This window comes from Phaeobacter sp. JH204B (genome assembly GCF_048055755.1).
GTDB lineage: Bacteria > Pseudomonadota > Alphaproteobacteria > Rhodobacterales > Rhodobacteraceae > Phaeobacter > Phaeobacter bryozoorum.
This window is the reverse complement of the sequence record NZ_JAYMXF010000008.1, coordinates 78,834-97,836: the sequence shown is the minus strand read 5'-3', so window position 1 is coordinate 97,836 and position 19,003 is coordinate 78,834. Positions and strand designations below refer to the sequence as shown.

15 protein-coding genes are annotated in these 19,003 nt (G+C 63.9%); 6 read left to right on the top strand and 9 right to left on the bottom strand.

The window, feature by feature from the left end; all coding sequences use genetic code 11:
- Nucleotide 1 precedes the first annotated feature (1 nt).
- Entirely contained in the window at nt 2-754 is a 753-nt protein-coding gene (locus VXL81_RS03950; RefSeq protein ID WP_416553008.1) for a WecB/TagA/CpsF family glycosyltransferase, read from the top strand.
- Between the two features lie 35 nt (nt 755-789).
- Here VXL81_RS03950 and VXL81_RS03945 read toward each other — a convergent pair whose 3' ends face one another.
- A complete protein-coding gene (locus VXL81_RS03945; protein WP_416553006.1) occupies nt 790-1,776 on the bottom strand; it encodes a glycosyltransferase in 987 nt (328 codons plus the stop codon).
- The gene (locus tag VXL81_RS03940) at nt 1,773-2,888 is read right to left on the bottom strand and encodes a glycosyltransferase family 2 protein (protein WP_416553004.1); all 1,116 of its coding nucleotides are present in this window, start codon (nt 2,886-2,888) and stop codon (nt 1,773-1,775) included. The genes VXL81_RS03945 and VXL81_RS03940 overlap by 4 nt, the downstream gene beginning before the upstream one ends.
- Before the next feature lie 161 nt (nt 2,889-3,049).
- Between VXL81_RS03940 and VXL81_RS03935 the strand changes: the two genes are divergently transcribed.
- On the top strand, nt 3,050-4,000 hold the full coding sequence (locus tag VXL81_RS03935) for a glucokinase (RefSeq protein ID WP_416553002.1): 951 nt from the start codon (nt 3,050-3,052) through the stop codon (nt 3,998-4,000).
- 25 nt (nt 4,001-4,025) lie between these two features.
- On the opposite strand, the gene VXL81_RS03930 is transcribed toward VXL81_RS03935, so the two are convergent.
- The 3 genes from VXL81_RS03930 to VXL81_RS03920 all read right to left on the bottom strand — a co-directional run bounded on the left by VXL81_RS03930 (nt 4,026) and on the right by VXL81_RS03920 (nt 11,000).
- Nucleotides 4,026-7,688 (bottom strand): translocation/assembly module TamB domain-containing protein, encoded by a 3,663-nt coding sequence (locus VXL81_RS03930; protein ID WP_416553000.1) that lies wholly within the window; start codon nt 7,686-7,688, stop codon nt 4,026-4,028.
- On the bottom strand, nt 7,685-9,538 hold the full coding sequence (locus tag VXL81_RS03925; protein ID WP_340544548.1) for an autotransporter assembly complex protein TamA: 1,854 nt from the start codon (nt 9,536-9,538) through the stop codon (nt 7,685-7,687). The genes VXL81_RS03930 and VXL81_RS03925 overlap by 4 nt, the downstream gene beginning before the upstream one ends.
- Before the next feature lie 229 nt (nt 9,539-9,767).
- Nucleotides 9,768-11,000, bottom strand: a complete 1,233-nt coding sequence (locus VXL81_RS03920) for a urate hydroxylase PuuD (RefSeq protein WP_340544549.1) — start codon at nt 10,998-11,000, stop codon at nt 9,768-9,770.
- A 228-nt stretch (nt 11,001-11,228) separates the two neighbouring features.
- Here VXL81_RS03920 and VXL81_RS03915 point away from each other — a divergent pair, with 228 nt between their 5' ends.
- Nucleotides 11,229-12,206, top strand: a complete 978-nt coding sequence (locus tag VXL81_RS03915; protein ID WP_416552998.1) for a LysR family transcriptional regulator — start codon at nt 11,229-11,231, stop codon at nt 12,204-12,206.
- Between the two features lie 87 nt (nt 12,207-12,293).
- Here VXL81_RS03915 and uraH read toward each other — a convergent pair whose 3' ends face one another.
- Nucleotides 12,294-12,665 (bottom strand): hydroxyisourate hydrolase, encoded by a 372-nt coding sequence (uraH, locus tag VXL81_RS03910; RefSeq protein WP_340544551.1) that lies wholly within the window; start codon nt 12,663-12,665, stop codon nt 12,294-12,296.
- 155 nt (nt 12,666-12,820) lie between these two features.
- Between uraH and puuE the strand changes: the two genes are divergently transcribed.
- From puuE to VXL81_RS03895, 3 genes are all read left to right on the top strand, one after another.
- Nucleotides 12,821-14,236: an allantoinase PuuE gene (gene puuE / locus VXL81_RS03905; RefSeq protein WP_416552996.1), complete on the top strand. Its 1,416-nt coding sequence runs from the start codon at nt 12,821-12,823 to the stop codon at nt 14,234-14,236.
- Between the two features lie 28 nt (nt 14,237-14,264).
- Nucleotides 14,265-14,750 carry an ureidoglycolate lyase gene (locus VXL81_RS03900; protein WP_340546280.1) on the top strand — a complete coding sequence of 162 codons (486 nt, stop codon included), beginning with the start codon at nt 14,265-14,267 and terminating at the stop codon, nt 14,748-14,750.
- 136 nt (nt 14,751-14,886) lie between these two features.
- The gene (locus VXL81_RS03895) at nt 14,887-16,314 is read left to right on the top strand and encodes a uracil-xanthine permease family protein (RefSeq protein ID WP_340544553.1); all 1,428 of its coding nucleotides are present in this window, start codon (nt 14,887-14,889) and stop codon (nt 16,312-16,314) included.
- Between the two features lie 85 nt (nt 16,315-16,399).
- Here the strand turns inward: VXL81_RS03895 and VXL81_RS03890 are convergent, their stop codons facing one another.
- The 3 genes from VXL81_RS03890 to VXL81_RS03880 all read right to left on the bottom strand — a co-directional run bounded on the left by VXL81_RS03890 (nt 16,400) and on the right by VXL81_RS03880 (nt 18,971).
- A complete protein-coding gene (locus VXL81_RS03890) occupies nt 16,400-17,389 on the bottom strand; it encodes a type I glyceraldehyde-3-phosphate dehydrogenase (RefSeq protein ID WP_416536326.1) in 990 nt (329 codons plus the stop codon).
- 145 nt (nt 17,390-17,534) lie between these two features.
- On the bottom strand, nt 17,535-18,023 hold the full coding sequence (locus tag VXL81_RS03885; RefSeq protein WP_416552995.1) for a hypothetical protein: 489 nt from the start codon (nt 18,021-18,023) through the stop codon (nt 17,535-17,537).
- Nucleotides 18,024-18,140: 117 nt separating this feature from the next.
- Complete coding sequence (locus VXL81_RS03880; RefSeq protein WP_416542525.1) at nt 18,141-18,971, bottom strand: bifunctional allantoicase/(S)-ureidoglycine aminohydrolase; 831 nt, start codon at nt 18,969-18,971, stop codon at nt 18,141-18,143.
- Between the last annotated feature and the right edge of the window lie 32 nt (nt 18,972-19,003).

Genomic DNA, 19,003 nt, shown 5'->3' with positions numbered 1-19,003 from the left:
GGTGTATTTTGATATTCGGGACACACGGATTGATGTGAACATTGCCGATCCGGCGCGGCTGGAACAGGCGGTGATGGGGCATTTCCAGACCCGTCGTGGCTTTGCGCTGGCGACGGTGAATTTGGATCACCTGGTGAAAATGCACAGCTCGCCTGCCTTTCTGAAAGCCTATGCCGCACAGGATTTCGTGGTGGCTGATGGGCGGCCCATTGTCTGGCTGTCACGGCTGGCACAACGACCGGTGACGCTGATGCCGGGCTCTGACATGGTGCTGCCGCTTTGTCGTTGGGCCGCGCGCGCCGGGGTGCCTGTTGCCCTTGTGGGCAGCACCGAAGCCGCGCTTCAGGATGCCTCCGCGGCATTGAAAGCTGAGGTGCCGGGGCTTGAAATCGCCTGGTGCCACGCGCCGCCGACGGGCTTTGACCCCGGCAGCGAGGCTGCGGAGCAGATCCTGCGCGAGCTTGCGCGCAAGCAGATTGGCCTGTGTTTTCTGGCGCTTGGCGCCCCCAAACAGGAGATCTTGGCCGCCCGTGGTCGCGCTCTTGCGCCCGAGGTCGGCTTTGCCTCAGTTGGCGCGGGGCTTGATTTTCTGGGCGGCCATCAGAAAAGAGCGCCCGCCTGGGTGCGCCGATTGGCCCTGGAATGGCTGTGGCGGGCGCTGAGCAGCCCGCGCCGCCTGGGTCCGCGCTATCTGCGCTGTCTGGCAATCCTGCCGGGTCAGCTGCTTCACGCGCTGAGGCTGCGCCACCCCTGACGGAAACTGGCCTGACCTGGCCGGTATAGCGGCAGTTATTTGTATTCCATCAATCCGCGTTTGCGCCCCCGCAGCCGCAGCCAGTGATATTCCATCGCGCCCTGTGCCTCGGCAAATTTGCCGAGAATGGAATAGAATGCGCGACGACGGCCCATCCGGGCAGCCAGCCGCAGGAACTGCACCGGGTAGACCAGCAACAATAGCAGCGCCCAACCGGAAAACGGCAGCAGCATCAGGATGAAGGCCGGGATTCCGGCGCCCCAGATCAGCGCCCGCCGGGTTTCCGCAACCCAATGGCGTTCGGGACCGGCGCCATGCAGCGCCGCCCCCTCGGCAAAGGCGAAACCCGCACGGCGGCTGCGCTGCCACCACTGCGAAAACCGCAGCATCTGGGCATCGTGTAATGTCATCTCGACATCCAGCCGCCAGATTGACCACCCGGCGCGTGCCAGACGCAGGCACAGCTCAGGCTCTTCGCCCGCGATCAGGTCGTTGCGATAGCCGCCAACCTCCTGCAGGGCGCGAAGCCGCATCAGGGCGTCGCCGCCACAGGCCTTCGCCGGGCCGACCGGAGTGTCCCATTCGTGATCGCAGAGCTGGTTGTAGATCGAGCTGTCGGGGTGACGTTCGCGCCGCCGCCCACAGACCACCGCCAGCCGGGGATCAGCCTCCAGCCGCGCGGTTGCGCTGGCGATCCAGCCCGGCACCACCTCGCAATCGCCATCCACCAGCTGCACATAGGTACAGTCGCCGTCGAGATGGGCCAGACCTGCATTGCGGGCGCGGGCAGCGGTGAACCGCTCGCTCATATCGAGGCTGACAACCTTTACCCCCAGCGCCTCGGCCGCGGCGACCGACCCATCCGTCGACCCGCTGTCGACGTAGATCACCTGACGCAGCTGACCTTGCAGGCTGCGCAGGCAGGCCAGCAGCCGCGCCCCTTCGTTGCGGCCGATGACGACAGCATCGACAATCGGCGGCGTCTGGGCGGCGACCGGCGGATCCTGCACATCTCGGGTCATGCTGCGCTCTCCGCCAGATAACGCGGGGAAACCTGCAGGAAACCGGCCTCGCGCAGCTGTTGCGGCCCGGTTTCCGGCCCGTCATAGCGCTGAGCCTTTTCGGACCATAGGCTGAGATCCGGCGTCGTGGCAAAGCCCGCAACACGCAGCGCATCCTCGCCATGGGAGATGGCCGCGCGGGACAGGGAGGCCTGATCCCGCGCCATCGGATCATTGGCAAATTTATAGTGTTTCAGAACTGCCATCGTGTCGGCGACCTGCACACCGGTCGACAGATGCGGATGCACCGCCGGGCCGACGTCTGCACCGACAAAAACCAACGGGTGTTTGCTGAGGCAACAGTTCTCTCCAAAAACCGCGCCGCGAATGCCACCGAACTGCATTCTGGGTGCAGGCGCGGGCGCATCTGGCAGCCGGTTCTGGGACAGGAAGAACCCCAGCCCGGTAGCCGGATCATGATAGGGCAGGGCGCGCACCGCGCTGATGTCGTAGTGGCAGAAGCTCTGCTGCACCTCCGGGTAGGCGTGCTGCGCGACCGATTGCAGCGGCGCCTTGGGAAACATTTCCAGCATCTGCGCCATCATCGCGCTATACCCGTGCCGATCCAGATAGCGCACCAGCCCGGTCAGGCCGAGCTGCGCCTGCCCCTCGAATTCAAGGATTTCGTCCATATCGGCGAAAAGACACCAGCGACCGGCGCAAAACTTCCGCGCCGCATAACCGCGAAAGATATTTTCAAAGCGGCCCCAGGGCAGGCGGGATTGCAGCACCGTGACATCCGGTTCTGCCGCCAGCCGGGCCAGCGTGCCGTCGCTGGAGCCGGTGTCGCAGAAGACGAAATGCGCCGCCCCAAGCGCGCGGTAATGGGCGAGAAAAACATCAAGGTAATAGGCTCCGTCCCGCACCAGCGCGACCACGGTAACCGCTTCGCGCGGTTGATGAATTTGGCGCGGCCCCGACAGGTGCCGGAGCGTTGCACGAAACCGCAGGCGATCAAATGGCATGACGATCCTGCTGTCGAACCGATCCGCAAGACGGGCACGAAACCGGCGGGTCATCCCATCGGGCGCTTTCGGCGCGGCGGGGCTGGGAGGATCATCTGTGCCGGTCATCGTGGCTCCTGGTCGGACAGTTCCAACTGTGCAAAAACATCGATCCGTGGCAAGTATATTGCATTATGTTAGCGCTAAAACTATGACCGTCGCAGAATTGCATTTCGACGCTGAATACGGCAGTGTCTCGCAAAAATCGGACATGCAGAGGGACAGAGCACATGGGCTCGGACATGACAGTGCTGGTTGGCGACGTGGGCGGCAGCAATACGCGGCTGGCCCTTGCCGGTCCTGAAATCGGCGTCACGGCGCTGCAAAGCTTTGCTAATGATAGCTTTTCCAGTCTCGATGACGTGCTTGCAGCCTATTGCTCGCAGCCCGATCTGCCGCCTTTGGCCGGTGCCTGCATCGCGGTGGCGGGGCCTGTCTATGGCAACGAATATCAGCTGACCAACCGCAACTGGCAGGGGACGGCAGAGGACCTGGGCCGACAGTTGCAGCTAGGCGAGGGCGCGCGGGTTGACGTGATCAACGATCTGGCCGCGCTCGGGCATTCGCTGCCCGCACTGATCCCCGGCCAGCTGTCGTCGCTGCGGGCGGGACACCAGCGCGGACAGCAGGCGCTGGTGGCGGGCATTGGCACCGGCTTCAACGTGTCCTTGTCGGTGGATGGCCACACTGCCGAGGCCGAGATGGGCCATACCAGCCTGTCGGCGCCTGTCGCGCATGGTCTGGCCGAACGGCTTGGAGAGCGAGCTGCCGGTTTTGCAACCAATGAGGATCTGTTCTCCGGGCGCGGGCTGGTGCGCTATCATCAGGCGCTGCATGGCGTCGCGGCAGAGGGCGGCGCGCAGATCGTCGCGGATTATCTTGCCGATGCCGACAGCCCTGCCGCAGAGACGGTGACCAGCTGGGCGCGGCTGCTGGGGGATTTTGCCCGCGAATTGGTGCCGACCTATATGCCGGGACAGGGGATCTTCTTTGCCGGCAGCGTGGCACGGGGCGTGCTCGGCACCCCGGCCTGCGAGATATTCCTCAAAAGCTTCCTGCAACCTGCGACCGGCGTGCAGAGCCGGTGTGAAACCACGCCGCTGTGGTTGATCACCGACGATGCCGCAGGCGTCAGCGGGGCGGCGCGTTTTGCAATCGAAATGGCCGGCCGCAGTCGCTGAACCGCGCCCATGGCTGGGGCGCAGATCAATAGTCGCGTTTGAAGAAGAGGCCGATCCCGGTCTCGCCTTCGCCATCCACCTTGCCGGTGACGGTGAGGCTCTTGCTCACATCCAGATTGATGCTCAGCTCACTGTCGCCGCGGGTGTTGACATTGAAATCGGTATAGACGTTCTCCGACACATAGCCGCCGATATCCAGAAGGCCCGCGCCGATATTGTCGAGACCCAGCTCAACATTGCTGGCGCCGGTTTCATCGCGCAGTTTGCTCTCGGCCCGATTGCTGCCGCCGCGCCCGCTGAGCGTGGCCACGGAGCTCGCCAGCCGTGCCAGTGCCAGCGGGGAGAGGTCCTGAATATTGTCGCCAAACAGCAATAGCGCCAATGCCTCCTCGCTTGGGCGTTCCGGCTCGGAGGTCACCTTGATTGAGGGGCTGTCGATCAGCCCGGAGAGTTCGAGCGTCGCGGTGCCTTCGGAGGTCGCTGCCGAGGAGCGCAAGAGCAGATAGGGGCGCAGGTCGCCTTGCAAGGTGATCTGCCCCTCATCAAGCGCCAGCCGTCGTCCAAGAATATCAAAGGTGCCACGGATCAGGCTGATCTGGCCTGATGGCGCCAGGTTCGCGGTGCTGCCGCGCAGCTGGATCTGGCCGCCCAGCTCGGCACGAACGCCACGCCCACGGGCGTTGATGCGATTGGGCGCGCTGATCAGCACGTCAAGCAGGGTTCGGCCAGCCCCGCCACCGCCGCCGCCGGTGTTGATCAGCCCGGCACGCGCGCGCGTGCGGCGCACCTCGGCAGGCTCACCCTGATGGCGGATATCCGGGATCGGCGCTGCGGTAACGGAGCCGCCTGCGGTCGCAAGGTTGATATTGGTCTCGCCCACATCAATCCGCCCTGACAGGCTTTTGGTTCCGATCAGCCCCCCGGTCAGAGACAGCGCACCAGAGAGTTGCGTGTCATAGGACAGCTGATCGCTGAGACCGACATTGGTGAGCGCGATCTGCAACTGCGCATCAAAGGGCGCGATCAGCCCGATGGGTCCGCTGACCCGCAGCTGGCCGCCATCGCGGGGCTGCGCCGTCAGCTGAAGATCGGCTCTGGACCGCGCAATAGAGACGGTGGCGGTGATGTCATCTATCCGCTGGGCGGCAGCCGGTATTGCCAGCGACGTCCCACTGGTACGGATCTGCCCGCTGAGGTTGGCCAGCGATGGCTCCCCTTCCAGCGAGAGATCGAACTGGGCGGGGCCACGGATCAGATTGGGTGACATGAAGGGGTTCAGCCCCTCCAAACGCAGCTGTCCCTTGGCATCAATATCGGCACGGCCCTGCACCTCGTCCCAGCTGCCCGCAACGGTGCTGGTGACGCCAGCCGGGCCAATCGCGCGGCTATCGATCTGCCAGACCCCATCGCGGCGACGGGCGGTGCCTTCGGCGGTCAGCCGCCCCGGCAGCCCGGGAACGAAGCGCTGTACCTCGGCCACCAGCGCGTCAAAGGTGATATCGGCGTCCCCTTTGTTTTCCGAGACCGTACCATCGAGATCAGCCGACAGCCCCGCCGGTCCTTCGGCCGCGCCGTCAAAGGTCCAGACCCCGGCGCGGCGGCTGGCAGTGCCCTTGGCGCTCAATGATCCGGCGAGGGTCGGTACAAAACGTTCAAGCGCGTTGATCGCGGCGTCGAACTCCAGATCGCCATCGCCGTTGATATTGATCTGGCCGGTCAGTTCCGCGCGGGAGGATTTCGGGCCTTGCAGCTCGGCAATGCCAGAAAACGTCTGGTTCTCGCGAGTGATATCCGCGCTGAATTGCAGCGCTCCGGGGGCCTGCGGCAGGACCTTCTCCAGCTGCTTCAGCGTGGCGCCGAGGGACAGGTTGCCGCTGGTGCTGCCCAGTTGCCCATTGGCCCGCGCGCTCAGCCCTTTGGCCTCCAGCGCGAAGCGGTCGATGCTGAGCCCGGCCTCGTCCCGGCCGGCCTTGAGCGCAATGGTGGTGGTGCCGCCGATCAGGTCATCGACAGGCCGCAATCCCGCCGAGAGGTCCTGACCCCGAACTGCGAGGTCAATGTCAAAGGCCCCAGACAGCGGGGTGGTGGAGCCGACGGCCTTTGCAGTCATCCGCCCGTCCAGAGATTGTCCCGCAAGGCTGGAGAAACGCGCAAGATTCTGGGCGTTGGCGTCAATATCGGCGGAGATGCGCAGCCCGCTTTCCAGACCGTCGATGGTGACCGCCCCGGTCGCACCGTAATCCGCGCCCAACAGCAGCATATTGGTGATACGCAGCGCGCCGGGTCCATCTGTGGTGACCTGCCCGTCAAAGGTGATTGCCGCCCCCAGGGCCTCGGCCAATGCAGGGTCGGTGGGGCGCAGCCCGGTCAGCGCGGCGGCGATCTGCCCATCCAGCGCCAGACCGCTGCTCTGGTCCAGGGTGCCGGTCATCTCCAACTCGGCACGGGCAATGCGCAGCGCGGGGTTGGCCAGCCGTTTCATCCGTGCGGTCACGGTCCAGTCGCGGCCGGCGGGTTTCCGTGCATGGAGCGCAAGGTCGGTGACCGTGGTCGAACCGCCTGCCACCGGCAGGACCACCGCTTCCTGTCCCGGCGGAGGGGTGACCGCAGTGCTCAGATCGGCGCTTTCGAGTTCGCCACCGGCGGCCATTTCAACAAAACCGGAAACCTCCAGCGCCTGTGTCGAAAGCGCCAGATCGTCGATCATCACCCCGCCCATGGCGCGGGTCTGGCCGCGCAGCCGGGCGCGCATGTCTGGGCCGAAGAACGGCTGATAGACCGGATCGACCAGCGCGGTGATATCGCCGTTCAGATCCGCACGAAAGCCAATGGGGCGGCTGCCCGCGCTGGGATCCGCCGGGGCGTCGCCGGCAGGCGACAGAACAACAGTACCGCCGAGGCGTCGGGTGCCGTCGGTATCCAGTGCCAGTTCGGCGCTGAAATCCTCAACCGGTCCGCGTCCTTGCAGGGCGAGACGGATATCGGGGCCGCCCGGCAGGCCAAGCGCGGTGGACACAAGCCCGCCGTCTTCCTCCTGCAACACCATATCAACCGTGATATTGCCGGTGTCATTGGCAAAACCCGCCTCCAGGGTGAGCTGATCACTGTCGCGGTCCAACCGGGTGATCTGTAAGGCGCTGTCGAGCGCGCCATTGGCAAGGCTCATCGAACCATCAAGGGTCAGCACCGCCGCCACCCCGACCAGATCCTGCCCAAGAGTCAGCCGCCCAACCTTGATTTCACCGATATTGATCGACACCGGCAGCTCCGGCAGCTGGAACGGCGCCGCCTCGGGGGTTGGCAGGTTGGGGTCGTCCAGCGGCGCAGCGGGTGCGCGTTCGATATGAATGCGATCCGCCTTTAGCGTGTTGATGGAGAAATCACCGCGCAGCAGGCCTAGGCGGTTCCAGTCCAGTTCTGCGCCCTCAATGGTCAGCCAGATGCCTTCGCTATCTGCCACGGTCAGCTTTTGCAGCGTAGCCTGAGAGGACAGCGCCCCCTCCAGCCCGGTAACGCGGATCGCGCGGCTCTCGCCCGAGAGCGTGTCTTCGAGAAAATCAACCAGCAGGCCACCGCTCTCTTGGCGCTCCTGCGCGGATGTTTCCGGAGGGGCCATTGTCAGCGCCACAGCCAGGAGCAGCGGCGAGAACAGGGTGGCAGGGCGGAGGGCTGCAAGAAGATGTTTCAAAATGCCTGTCCTATCCCGATGTAGAATTGCAAGCCGTCGTCGCTGCCACCGTCTACCGGATAGGCCAGATCCAGACGGATAGCGCCGATCCCGGCCACGTCGTAGCGCAGCCCGAACCCGGCGCCGGCATGTCGGGCCGAGTCCGAGGAGACAAAACTCTCCGCATCCACCAGCCCGACATCGTAAAAGCCGACAAGGGTGAATTTCTCGCCGATCCGCCCGCGTACCTCGCCCGATAGGGCCAGATAGCCGCGCCCGCCGGAGATCCCGCCCGCCGCAGGCACGCCCAGCGACTGGAACTCCTGACCGCGCACCGATCCTGCGCCGCCGGAATAAAACAGCAGGGTTGGCGAAACCTCAGACAGCGACGGGCCGATGACCGATCCCATCTGCAACCGCCCGGCCAGCACGATGCGGTCACTGCTGCCAAGCGCCTTATAGGCGCGCCCGTCGAATTTCAGCTGAAGCCCGGATTTGCTGCCATCCACGCCGATAAAGGGCAGGGCGCGGGCATCCAGATAATATCCGCTGGTGGCGCTCAGGCTGCTGTCGCGCCCATCGTATTCCGCCCGCAGCTGCCCGACCAGATATTTGAAACGTCGCTTGCCGAAGACGTCTTCGGCGAGCACGCTCTCAAAGCCAACGGAGGCCTCGGCAAAAAGCTGGTCGGAATAGACCCGGCGCAGACCGACCGCGCCCAGTCCACGGGTGGCGGTGTAATGTTCTTCGTCCAGCCTCTCGGCCTCAAGCAGGTAGAACTGGCTGTCATCGGGACCAAAAGCGGCAGGCCGGTCCAGCCGCAGCGCCACGCGCCCGTCCAGATCATTTGCACTGCCAATGCCCGACAACCGGGCCTCAAATCGCAGGCGCTCCGCACCGCCAAAGAGATTGCGGTGCATCCAGGAACCACTCACCTCCAGCCCGTCAGAGGAGCTGAGCTCAGCCCCAAAGGTAAATCGCCGGGGCGGCTGATCCTCGATCCTGGCGACATAATCCAGCGTACCGTCGGGATTGGCGCGTTCGGCAGGGCGAATGGTGACAGCGGCAAAAGCCCCGGTGCGGCGCAACCGTGTCGCGGACCGCGACAGAAGATCGGGGTGAAACACCTCGCCTGTCGGGAAGCCTGCGATCCGCTGTATCGCCTCTGCCCGCACGTTCGAGGGTGTGGCCAGTTTCAAACGACCAAAACGCAGCTGCGGTCCCGGCGCCAGGCGCAGACTCGCATTCAGTCTGGCGGCCACATGGTTGGCGGTGATCGACTGCGCGCCGACCTTGGCCTGCGGGTGACCGGCATAGCGCCAGTTTTCCACACCCGCGTTTGCGGCATCGCGCAGGACTGCGGTGGTGGCGGTGCGACCGGTGGCAAATTCTTCGGGGATCTCAACCGCTCGCCGCTGTGGGAGGGGGGCAATCTCAGCGGTGCCAAAGGTGAATTTCGGACCTGCCTTGACGGTGATGTCTATCTTCTTGATCTCACGCGGAAGGTTCAGGGGCTGGATCCGGGCCGCCTCGCGCCCATCGACGCTTATCTGCACCACCGGTGAGAAATATCCCTGATCGTAAAGCACCTGCACCAGCGTGCGATAATCCGAGAGCGCCGCCGCCATCAGCGGCTGCACGCCGGTCTCGCCGCGTGCGCTGGTCGCCAGCGTGGCAGAAGCATCCTGCAGGAGGTCGCGCAAATCGCCGTCCGACCCCGGCGCGACCAGCCGGGCGTCCGCCGCAGACAGCGCCAATGTGCCGCCAAAGAACAAGGCCGTTGCCAGGGCGACCTTGCGGCCCAGCTGAGCAAAACCCCGAGGTTGAGTGACATGGCAAAGGGAGCGGCGGAAGGATCGGCGATAGAACATGGGACGCTCCGGACAGGCTACAAGATCGGTCCCCGGTCTCGGGCGGATCGGCGCTGACGCCACCGAGACATGTGGACCGGGATCAGACCTAACATAGGGCAAACCCGGTGTGTAACGTCAATGTCGCGTGATAGGTTCCCGCGCCAATTCGTGATCAAGCCTCTGACAGATCGGCGACAGATCGGCGCTGATGCGCGCCCCCGGTTGGAGCTGACGGGCTGACGACCGGCTACATCTGCGCGGCGCGGAACCAGGCCCGGATCGCAGCGCGATCCTCGGGCGCCATATAGGTGATATTGGCAGGTGGCATCGCATGGGTCACACCCGCCTGCAGGTAAATCTCACCGGCGCGGCGGGCCACATCCGCTTCAGTCTCCAGCAAGACACCCTTGGGGGCGGTGCGGATCCCGTCCCAGAAGGGTTCGCGGGCATGGCACATGCTGCATCGGCCCAGAACGATTTCATGCACCTCGGCAAAGCCTTCGGTCTGGGCCATGGTCAGCGCGGTGCCGCTCAGCGCCGCCTCCTCCGGGGCATCGTCGCCCTCATGCTCAAGCCCCAGCGATGACAGGATGATCACGCCCAGGAACAACAGCGCCGTCGCCAGCCAGGTCCAGGTCGGATCACCGGCACGGGCGTGGCGTGTGTTGAAATAATGCCGGATGGTCACCCCCATCAGGAACACCAGCGCCGCGATCAGCCAGTTGTATTCGCTGGCAAAAGCCAGCGGGTAGTGGTTCGACAGCATCAGAAACACCACCGGCAGCGTCAGATAGTTGTTATGGGTCGAGCGCAGCTTGGCGATCTTGCCATATTTGGCGTCCGGCGCGCGGCCTTCCTGCAGATCCTTCACCACGATGCGCTGGTTGGGCATGATGATGAAAAACACATTCGCCGTCATGATGGTGGCGGTAAAGGCACCGAGATGCAGCATCATGGCGCGACCGGTGAACACCTGATTGAGACCCCAGCCCATGGCCACGAGCATCACGAACAACAGCACCATCAGCAGGGTCGGGCGCTCAGCCAGACCGGATTTGCACAGACGGTCATAGACCAGCCAGCCCACCGAGAGCGTCGCGGCTGAAATCAGGATCCCCTGCCACAGCGCCAGATCCGCCTTCGACTGGTCGATGAGATACAGCTCGCCACCGACCCAATAGACCACCATCAACAGCGCAAAACCCGAAAGCCATGTCATATAGCTTTCCCATTTGAACCAGGTCAGATGGTCAGGCATCTCGGCGGGGGCGACCAGATATTTGCGGATGTGATAAAAACCGCCACCATGGACCTGCCATTCCTCGCCATGGGCGCCCACCGGCAGATCCGGTGCCTTGCGCAGCCCCAGATCCAGCGCGATGAAATAGAAGGAGGAGCCGATCCAGGCGATGGCGGTGATCACATGCAGCCAGCGGATGGCAAAGCCCAGCCAATCCCACATCATCAACAGCTCAAACATTCAGATCCGGTCCTTTGTCGCCCAATGCGCATTGCTGCGGCCGGGGCTGGGTTAACAGTCAGTCGCTGCGCGTCCTGCGGGCGCCGATGCCGCCCGGTGGTTCGGGCCGGGCGGGGCGCAATCTGGCCTAGCGCAGCCCTGCCACACTAGGCAAAGCGGGGTTTCTTCGGTATTCCCATATACTGCCAAACTGTATCAAAAAATCTGGAACAATCGCAGGCCTCTGTCATGTCTTACCTCGACAATATCCGCACCTTCGTTCGGGTCTATGAACTGGGCTCGATGTCGGCCGCAGGGCGCGACCTCAGGGTGTCGCCTGCAGTCACCTCGGCGCGGATCTCGCAGCTGGAGGAATACCTCGGCGTGCGGCTGTTCCAGCGCACCACCCGCAATCTCACCGCAACCGAGCAGGGGCGTGCCTTCTATGACGGGGCGGTTGCGGTATTGGATGCGGTGGATCTGGCGGAGGCCAGGGTGATGCATCTGACCGATACCCCGCGCGGCACCCTGTTTGTGGCGGCACCTCTGGGGCTGGGGCGGCGGCTGCTGGCGCCGCAGACGCCGGAATTCCTGGCCGCCTACCCGGAGATCAACCTGCGTCTGCGGCTGTCGGACCGTGCGGTGGATCTCACCAGCGAGGGGCTGGATCTGGCATTCTTCCTGGGCCAGCCAGAGGACAGCAACCTACGCATTCGCAAGATTGCGGATTGCCAGCGGGTGCTCTGCGCCGCGCCCGCCTATGTCGCGCGGCGCGGGTTGCCCGCAGATGGTGACGCGCTGCTGCGGGATGGGCATAATTGTCTGAACCTGCGCTACCCCGGCGCCAGCGAGTTTCAGTGGCTGTTGCAGACCGGCGATGGCCCGCGCCGTTTTGCGGTGAGCGGGCGCTACGAATGCGATGATGGCGATGTGCTGACCGATTGGGCGCTGGCAGGGGAGGGCGTGATCCTGAAACCCCTCTTCGAGGTTGCCGAGCATCTGGCGGCAGGACGTCTGGTGCCGGTCGCCGAGGCCACGCCACCGGTGCCCGTCCAGCTGGCCTGTCTTTATACCCATCGCCGCCATCAGGATCCGAAGACCAGATTGTTCATGGAATATATGACCGCGCGGCTGGCCTCAGTGCTGCGTGTTGATGGGCAGCGTGTCGATGGCGCGCAACCGGGGCGTGCTGCCGACCCCGCGCAGGCAGGAACGCCCGAGACCTGAGCGACCCGCAGCAGCTCCCGCCCGCCCCGGCGCTCCTGTCGGAGCGCCGTGTCCGTTGGGCATGGCCGCGCCAGGGCGCGGCGGCGCTCAGCTGCCGCGATAGGTGGAATAGCCGAAAGGCGACAGCAGCAGGGGCACGTGGTAATGCGCGCTCTCATCGGTGATGCCAAAGCGGATCGGAATTTCGTCCAGAAACAGCATCTCGCCGGAGGCCTGGCCATTGGTGCGCAGGTATTCCCCGGCCTCGAACACCAGCTCGTAGAGACCGGTCACAAAATCCTTCTTCGGCAGGATCGGACTGTCGGTCCGCCCATCGGCATTTGTCAGCATCTGCGCGATCTCGGTGCGCCCGCCTGCATCCAGCCGGTACAGCCGGATCGGCAGTCCGGCGGCGGGGCAGCCGCGCGCGGTGTCCAGCACATGTGTGGTGAGATACCCGGGCTCTGTCCTTGTGCTCATTCTTAAGTCCTCCTGCTATAGGGCTACCTCTGCCTGATGGCGGCGGGGCCTGCAAACCTGTGCAATCTGATAGTGTATTCGGGAAAATTTGAAAGATAGCCGTGATCTTCTGCCATAGTAATGACCTGGAGTTGTTTGAAAAGAGGCCCCCGGCAATGAACAGATACCCCCGCAACATGATCGGATATGGCGCGACGCCGCCCGATGCAGCCTGGCCCGGCAATGCCAAGGTCGCGGTGCAGTTCGTGTTGAACTATGAAGAGGGCGGGGAGAACAATATCCTGCATGGCGATGCGGGGTCGGAGGCGTTTCTGTCTGACATCGCCGGGGCGGCGCCCTGGCCAGGACAGCGGCACTGGAACATGGAATCGATCTACGACTACGGCGCCCGCGCCGGGTTCTGGCGTCTGCATCGCATGTTCACCGCTGCGGATATCCCGGTCACCATCTATGGTGTCGCCAGCGCATTGGCGCGCTCTCCCGAACAGGTCGCGGCGATGAAGGCTGCGCAGTGGGAGATCGCGTCACACGGGCTGAAATGGGTCGAACACAAGGATATGGCAGAGGCCGACGAACGCGCCGCCATTGCCGAGGCGATCCGCCTGCATACCGAGGTGGTCGGAGAGCGTCCGCGTGGCTGGTACACTGGCCGGTGCAGTGAGAACACCGTGCGTCTGGTGGCGGAGGAGGGCGGTTTTGACTATATCTCGGACACCTACGACGATGATCTGCCCTATTGGCTGGAGGTCGGCGAACGCGATCAGCTGATCATCCCCTATACGCTGGAAGCCAACGACATGCGCTTTGCCACCGCACCTGGCTACATCACTGGCGAACAGTTTTATCAGTATCTCAAGGACGCCTTTGACCTGCTCTATGCCGAGGGTGAAGAAGGTGCGCCGAAAATGATGTCGATCGGGCTGCATTGCCGCCTGATCGGCCGCCCCGGCAAGGCAGCGGGGCTGAAACGGTTTATCGACTATATCCGGGGGGTCGACGGGGTCTGGTGTCCGCGCCGCATTGATATCGCGGATCATTGGGCGAAAACCCATCCACATCAGCGCCGTGAACTCCCCAGCCAGATGAGCCGCGCGCGATTTGTCGAGGCCTATGGCGGGATCTTTGAACACTCCCCCTGGATTGCCGAACGGGCGCATGGTCTGGAACTGGGACCAGCCCATGACCGCGCGGCAGGGCTGCATAATGCGCTGTGCCGGATGTTCCGCTCTGCCAGCGAGGCGGAGCGGTTGGGCGTGCTGACAGCGCACCCGGATCTCGCAGGCAAGCTGGCCGCCGCCAAACGTCTCACGGCGGAGAGCACCAGCGAGCAGGCCTCCGCCGGGCTGGATGCGCTGACTGATGCGGAACGCACACGGTTTACGCAATTGAACAGCGCCTATGTGGAAAAACACGGCTTTCCCTTCATCATTGCGGTGCGCGACCACGATAAGACGTCGATTCTTGCAGCATTTGAACGGCGTATCGCCAATGATCGCGACAGCGAATTTGCCGAAGCCTGTCGGCAGGTCGAACGTATCGCCGAGTTCCGCCTGCGGGATGTGCTGCCGTGAGGGACTGCCAGCTATGCCGGAGACCGCGATGAAGATGCTTGAGATCCAGCCGATCACAGCCGAGGGCTTTGCCCCCTTTGGCGATCTGATCGACTGCACCGGAGCGCCGGACAAGATCATCAACCAGGGGCTCTGCGGACGGTATCACGATCGGGCCACCATGGAGTTCAGCGCCGGTCGTGCGGGTCTCAGCCTGTTCAACGCCGAGCCGCGTGAACTGCCGATGCCACTGCGGATGGTCGAGCGCCACCCGGACGGCAGTCAGGCCTTCATCCCGATGAGTGAAACCGGATTTCTGGTGATCGTCGCCCCGGATCGCGGTGGTGTGCCGGGACTGCCGCTTGCCTTTGAAACGCAACCCGGACAGGCGATCAACTTCCACCGGGGCACTTGGCACGGGGTGCTGACGCCACTGACGGCGCCGGGCCTGTTTGCCGTGGTGGATCGGATCGGAGAGGGCGCCAATCTGGAAGAACACTGGTTTGAAAGCCCCTATCAGGTGATCCGACCCTGATCTGACAATCAAAGGCGCAGCGACCCAGCGGGTCTTGCGCCTTTTTCTTTCGCAACAGGCACTCCGCCAAATGAGAGTGTCATCACAACACCGACCAAGATCAACAGAATAAGCAACAACAGAGAGGACCAGATCCATGGCCGATGGCTCAATCGGAACGCCGGCGCAGCTGCGCGATCCCAATTACACTCCACCGCTGGCAAAGGCTGTGCCACTGGGCATCCAGCATGTGCTGGCCATGTTTGTCTCAAATGTCACCCCGGCGATCATCGTGGCCGGGGCGGCGGGATTTGGCTTTGGCTCTAATTCCCCCGATTTTCCCGAACTGCTCTATCTGATCCAAATGTCGATGCTGTTTGCCGGGGCGGCGACGCTGCTGCAAACATTGACCATCGGGCCGATTGGTGCGGCGCTGCCGATTGTGCAGGGCACCAGTTTTGCCTTCTTGCCGATCATGATCCCGCTGGTCGCGGGCAAGGGGGTTGATGCGCTGGCGGCGCTGTTCGGCGGGGTGCTGATCGGCGGGCTGTTTCATGCCGCATTGGGGCTGGTGATCGGGCGTATCCGCTTTGCCCTGCCGCCGCTGGTCACCGGGCTGGTGGTCACCATGATCGGTCTGGCGCTGGTCAAGGTCGGCATTCAATATGCCGCCGGAGGCGTGCCAGCGATCGGGACACCGGAATATGGCTCGCTGCTGAACTGGTCGGCAGCGCTGGTGGTGATCATCGTCACCCTGGGTCTGAAGTTCTTTGCCCGCGGGATGCTGTCGATCTCGGCGGTGCTGCTCGGGCTGATTGTCGGCTATCTCTATGCGATGATGATGGGCATGGTCACGGTCGAGGCCATTGGCACCAGCTGGTCGCGCGCCAGCGCCTTTGCGCTGCCGATGCCGTTCAAATACGGGATCGAGTTTTCCTTTGCCGCGATTGTCGGCTTTTGCCTGATGGGGCTGGTATCGGCGGTTGAAACCGTGGGCGATGTCAGCGGTATCGCCCGTGGCGGTGCAGGCCGGGAAGCCACCGACAAGGAGATTTCCGGTGCCACCTATGCGGACGGTTTCGGCTCGGCGCTGGCGGGCGTGTTTGGCGGGTTGCCCAATACCTCCTTCAGCCAGAACGTGGGCCTGATCGCCATGACCGGCGTCATGAGCCGTCATGTGGTCACCATCGGCGCGCTGTTCCTGATCCTCTGCGGGCTGGTCCCGAAGGTTGGCGCGATCATCCGCACCATTCCGATTGAGGTGCTGGGAGGCGGTGTCATCGTCATGTTCGGCATGGTGGTGGCTGCTGGTATTTCGATGCTGTCGGATGTCGACTGGAACCGCCGCAATATGGTGATCTTTGCCATTTCCCTCTCCATCGGATTGGGGCTGCAGCTGGAACCGGGTGCGGTGCAGCACCTGCCGGATACGCTGCGGGTCCTGATGACCTCGGGCTTGCTGCCGGCGGCGCTCATTGCGGTTGTGCTCAATCTGGTGCTGCCGCAGGAGCTTGCCAGCGAGGCCACGGAAGAGGTCTCTGGCGGCCTGTCAGGACAGGGGCGCGGTAGCCTGCCGGGCGAGTAACCGCAGCTCTTGAGTGTGCAACGAACAGGGGCCGCAGCAGATATGCGCGGCCCCTTTGTTCATGGTCGCAGACAGTCGCCTCTTTTCAGCTCTGCCCTGCCATCAGCGCGGCCATATCCAGCATTCGCGCGGAAAATCCCCATTCATTGTCATACCAGCCAAACACCCGCAGCTGGTGATTGCCGATCCGACGGGTTTCCGGTCCGGCAAGGACCAGCGATTCAGCTCGGGCACGCAGATCGGATGAGACCAGCGGCTGCTCGGTCCATCCCAGAACCTGCGAAGCCTCGATCGCAGTGCGCAGGGTGGTATCGGCGAAGTCTGCCGCCATCGGGTGGCTGGTCCTGACCACCAGATCCACCGCAGACACGCTGGCGGTTGGCACTCGCACCGCAGCACCACTGATGCGACCAGCCAGATGCGGCAGTACCTCGTCGATCAGATGGGTGGCAGAAGTCGTGGTTGGCACCATCGACAGCGCCCCGGCACGGGAGCGGGCAAAATCGCCGCGCGGTGCGTCCACCATCGGCTGCGAATTGGTGTAGCAGTGGATCGTGGTCATATGGGCGCTGTCGATGCCCAGCAGCATGTCCAGCAGCTTGACCAGCGGGGCCAGCCCGTTGGTGGTGCAGGAGGCATTGGAGATGATCGCGCCATCGCCCAGATCGGCCTCGTTTGCGCCCAGCACAATCGTGCGTTCGGCGGCGGGCGAGGGGCCGGAGATCAGCACCTTGCGCGCCCCGGCCGTCAGCCCCCGTCCCGCCACATCCGATGTTCGCGCGATGCCGGTGCATTCCAGCACCACATCGACGCCTGTCAGATCCAGCGTGCTGAGGTCGGCTGTCTGGTGGAACCGGATCACCCGGTCGGCAATCCGCAGGTTGTTGCCCTCGATCGCAACCGCATCGGGATAGGGGCCAAAGGTGCTATCGTATTGAAACAGATAGGCGCACATGTCCAAGGGTGCGATATCGTTGATGCAGACCAGCTCAATCCCGGCACCGCGCGGCGTCGTCAGGATCTGGCGCAGAATAGCGCGGCCGATGCGGCCGAATCCGTTGATTGCAAGTTTCATGGCCAAGCTATGACAGGGCGCGGCGCGCGGCTCAATCCGCTAGAGCGGCAATCCTGCTCCGGTTTCGGTCACAATTTCCCGCGCGGTGTTTCAAATCGACGCCTGTGCCGCTGGGCGGGGCCACGCGAACCACGGCGGAGTGCGCCTAGGGGCAGGCCAACCGTGCGAAATACGTCCCATTGATGGAGCGCACCATCGTCTCGACCCGGGCCCGGCACCCGGTTGCAGCGTGAAAGGCGCGCACGGCCTGCCGCGCTGTCAGTACCGCAGGCGGGCGAAACGGCTGTAGCTCCGCGTTCTGGCGCTGCGCCATGTAGCGTCCCGTCGCGCTGCCAGTGTTGCGACCTGTGTCTGTCACCTCCGGGGCCACATGCCAGCTGCGCCCCAGCACATTGACCACGGTCACCTGTGCCTCCGATTCGGTGCCAGCATCAGCCGGACCCGGCAGGGTGAGCAGCAACGGTCCCGTCACCACGGCAAAGGCGACGCCAGCCATCTTGCGGCCAGCGGCCCTGCGCGGGGCGGCGGCAGCGGCGGCGATGGTTGCCGGGCGACCCGCACGGGTGCTCAGCACCGCCAGCAGGCTTATCAGCCCCAGCGCAAGACCTGTGAACACGATAGAAATGATCGACATTGGCGCAGGCTCCATGGCTGACCTCGCGGGGCGAGATCGACCCGCGAGACTGTCTTGCAACATGTCACCTACCTTAGCGCAGCTGTGCGTTCTGGCAATGGCGATGCGCCGCCTTGGTTAGCGCGGCGGGCTTAGCGGCATGTGCCGGTTGACGTCCTTGTATAGCAGGTAACGGAAGCGTCCCGGTCCCCCGGCATAGCAGGCCTGCGGGCAGAAGGCGCGCAGCCACATGAAATCACCGGCCTCAACTTCGACCCAATCCTGGTTAAGGCGGTAGACGGCCTTGCCCTCCAGAACATAGAGCCCGTGTTCCATCACATGGGTCTCGGGGAAAGGGATGACGCCGCCCGGTTCAAAGGTCACGATAGTGACATGCATGTCATGCGACAGATCTGCCGGATCGACAAAACGGGTGGTGGCCCAGCGACCCTCGGTGTCGGGCATGACGCTGGGGGCAATGTCGCGCTCGTTGGTGACCAGAACTGCGGGTTTCTCGACGCCGGGCGCCGGTTCCCAGCGTTTGCGGATCCAGTGAAACCCTGCTGTGCTGTCGCTGCTGTTGTGCAGGGTCCAGGCCGCCCCGGCCGGGATATAGGCATAGCCGCCCGGTTCCAGGTGATGCGCGACGCCATCGACGGTCAGATCCAGCTTGCCCTCCGTCACGAACAGCACGGATTGCGCGGCGCTGTCATGTTCGGGACTGTCGGAGCCGCCATCCGGTTGCAGCTCAACGATATATTGCGAGAACGTCTCGGCAAAGCCACTCAGGGGGCGGGCGATGACCCACATCCGCATCCCCTGCCAACCCGGCAGATATGAGGTGGTGATATCGCGCATTGTGCCTTTGGGGATGACGGCATAGGCATCGGTGAACATGGCGCGGTCGGTCAGCAGCTGCTCCTGACCGGGGTGGCCTCCCTTGGGGGTGAAATAACGCGGCGCGGTCATCGGCGATCCTTTCGTGATGGGTGCCGTATTTA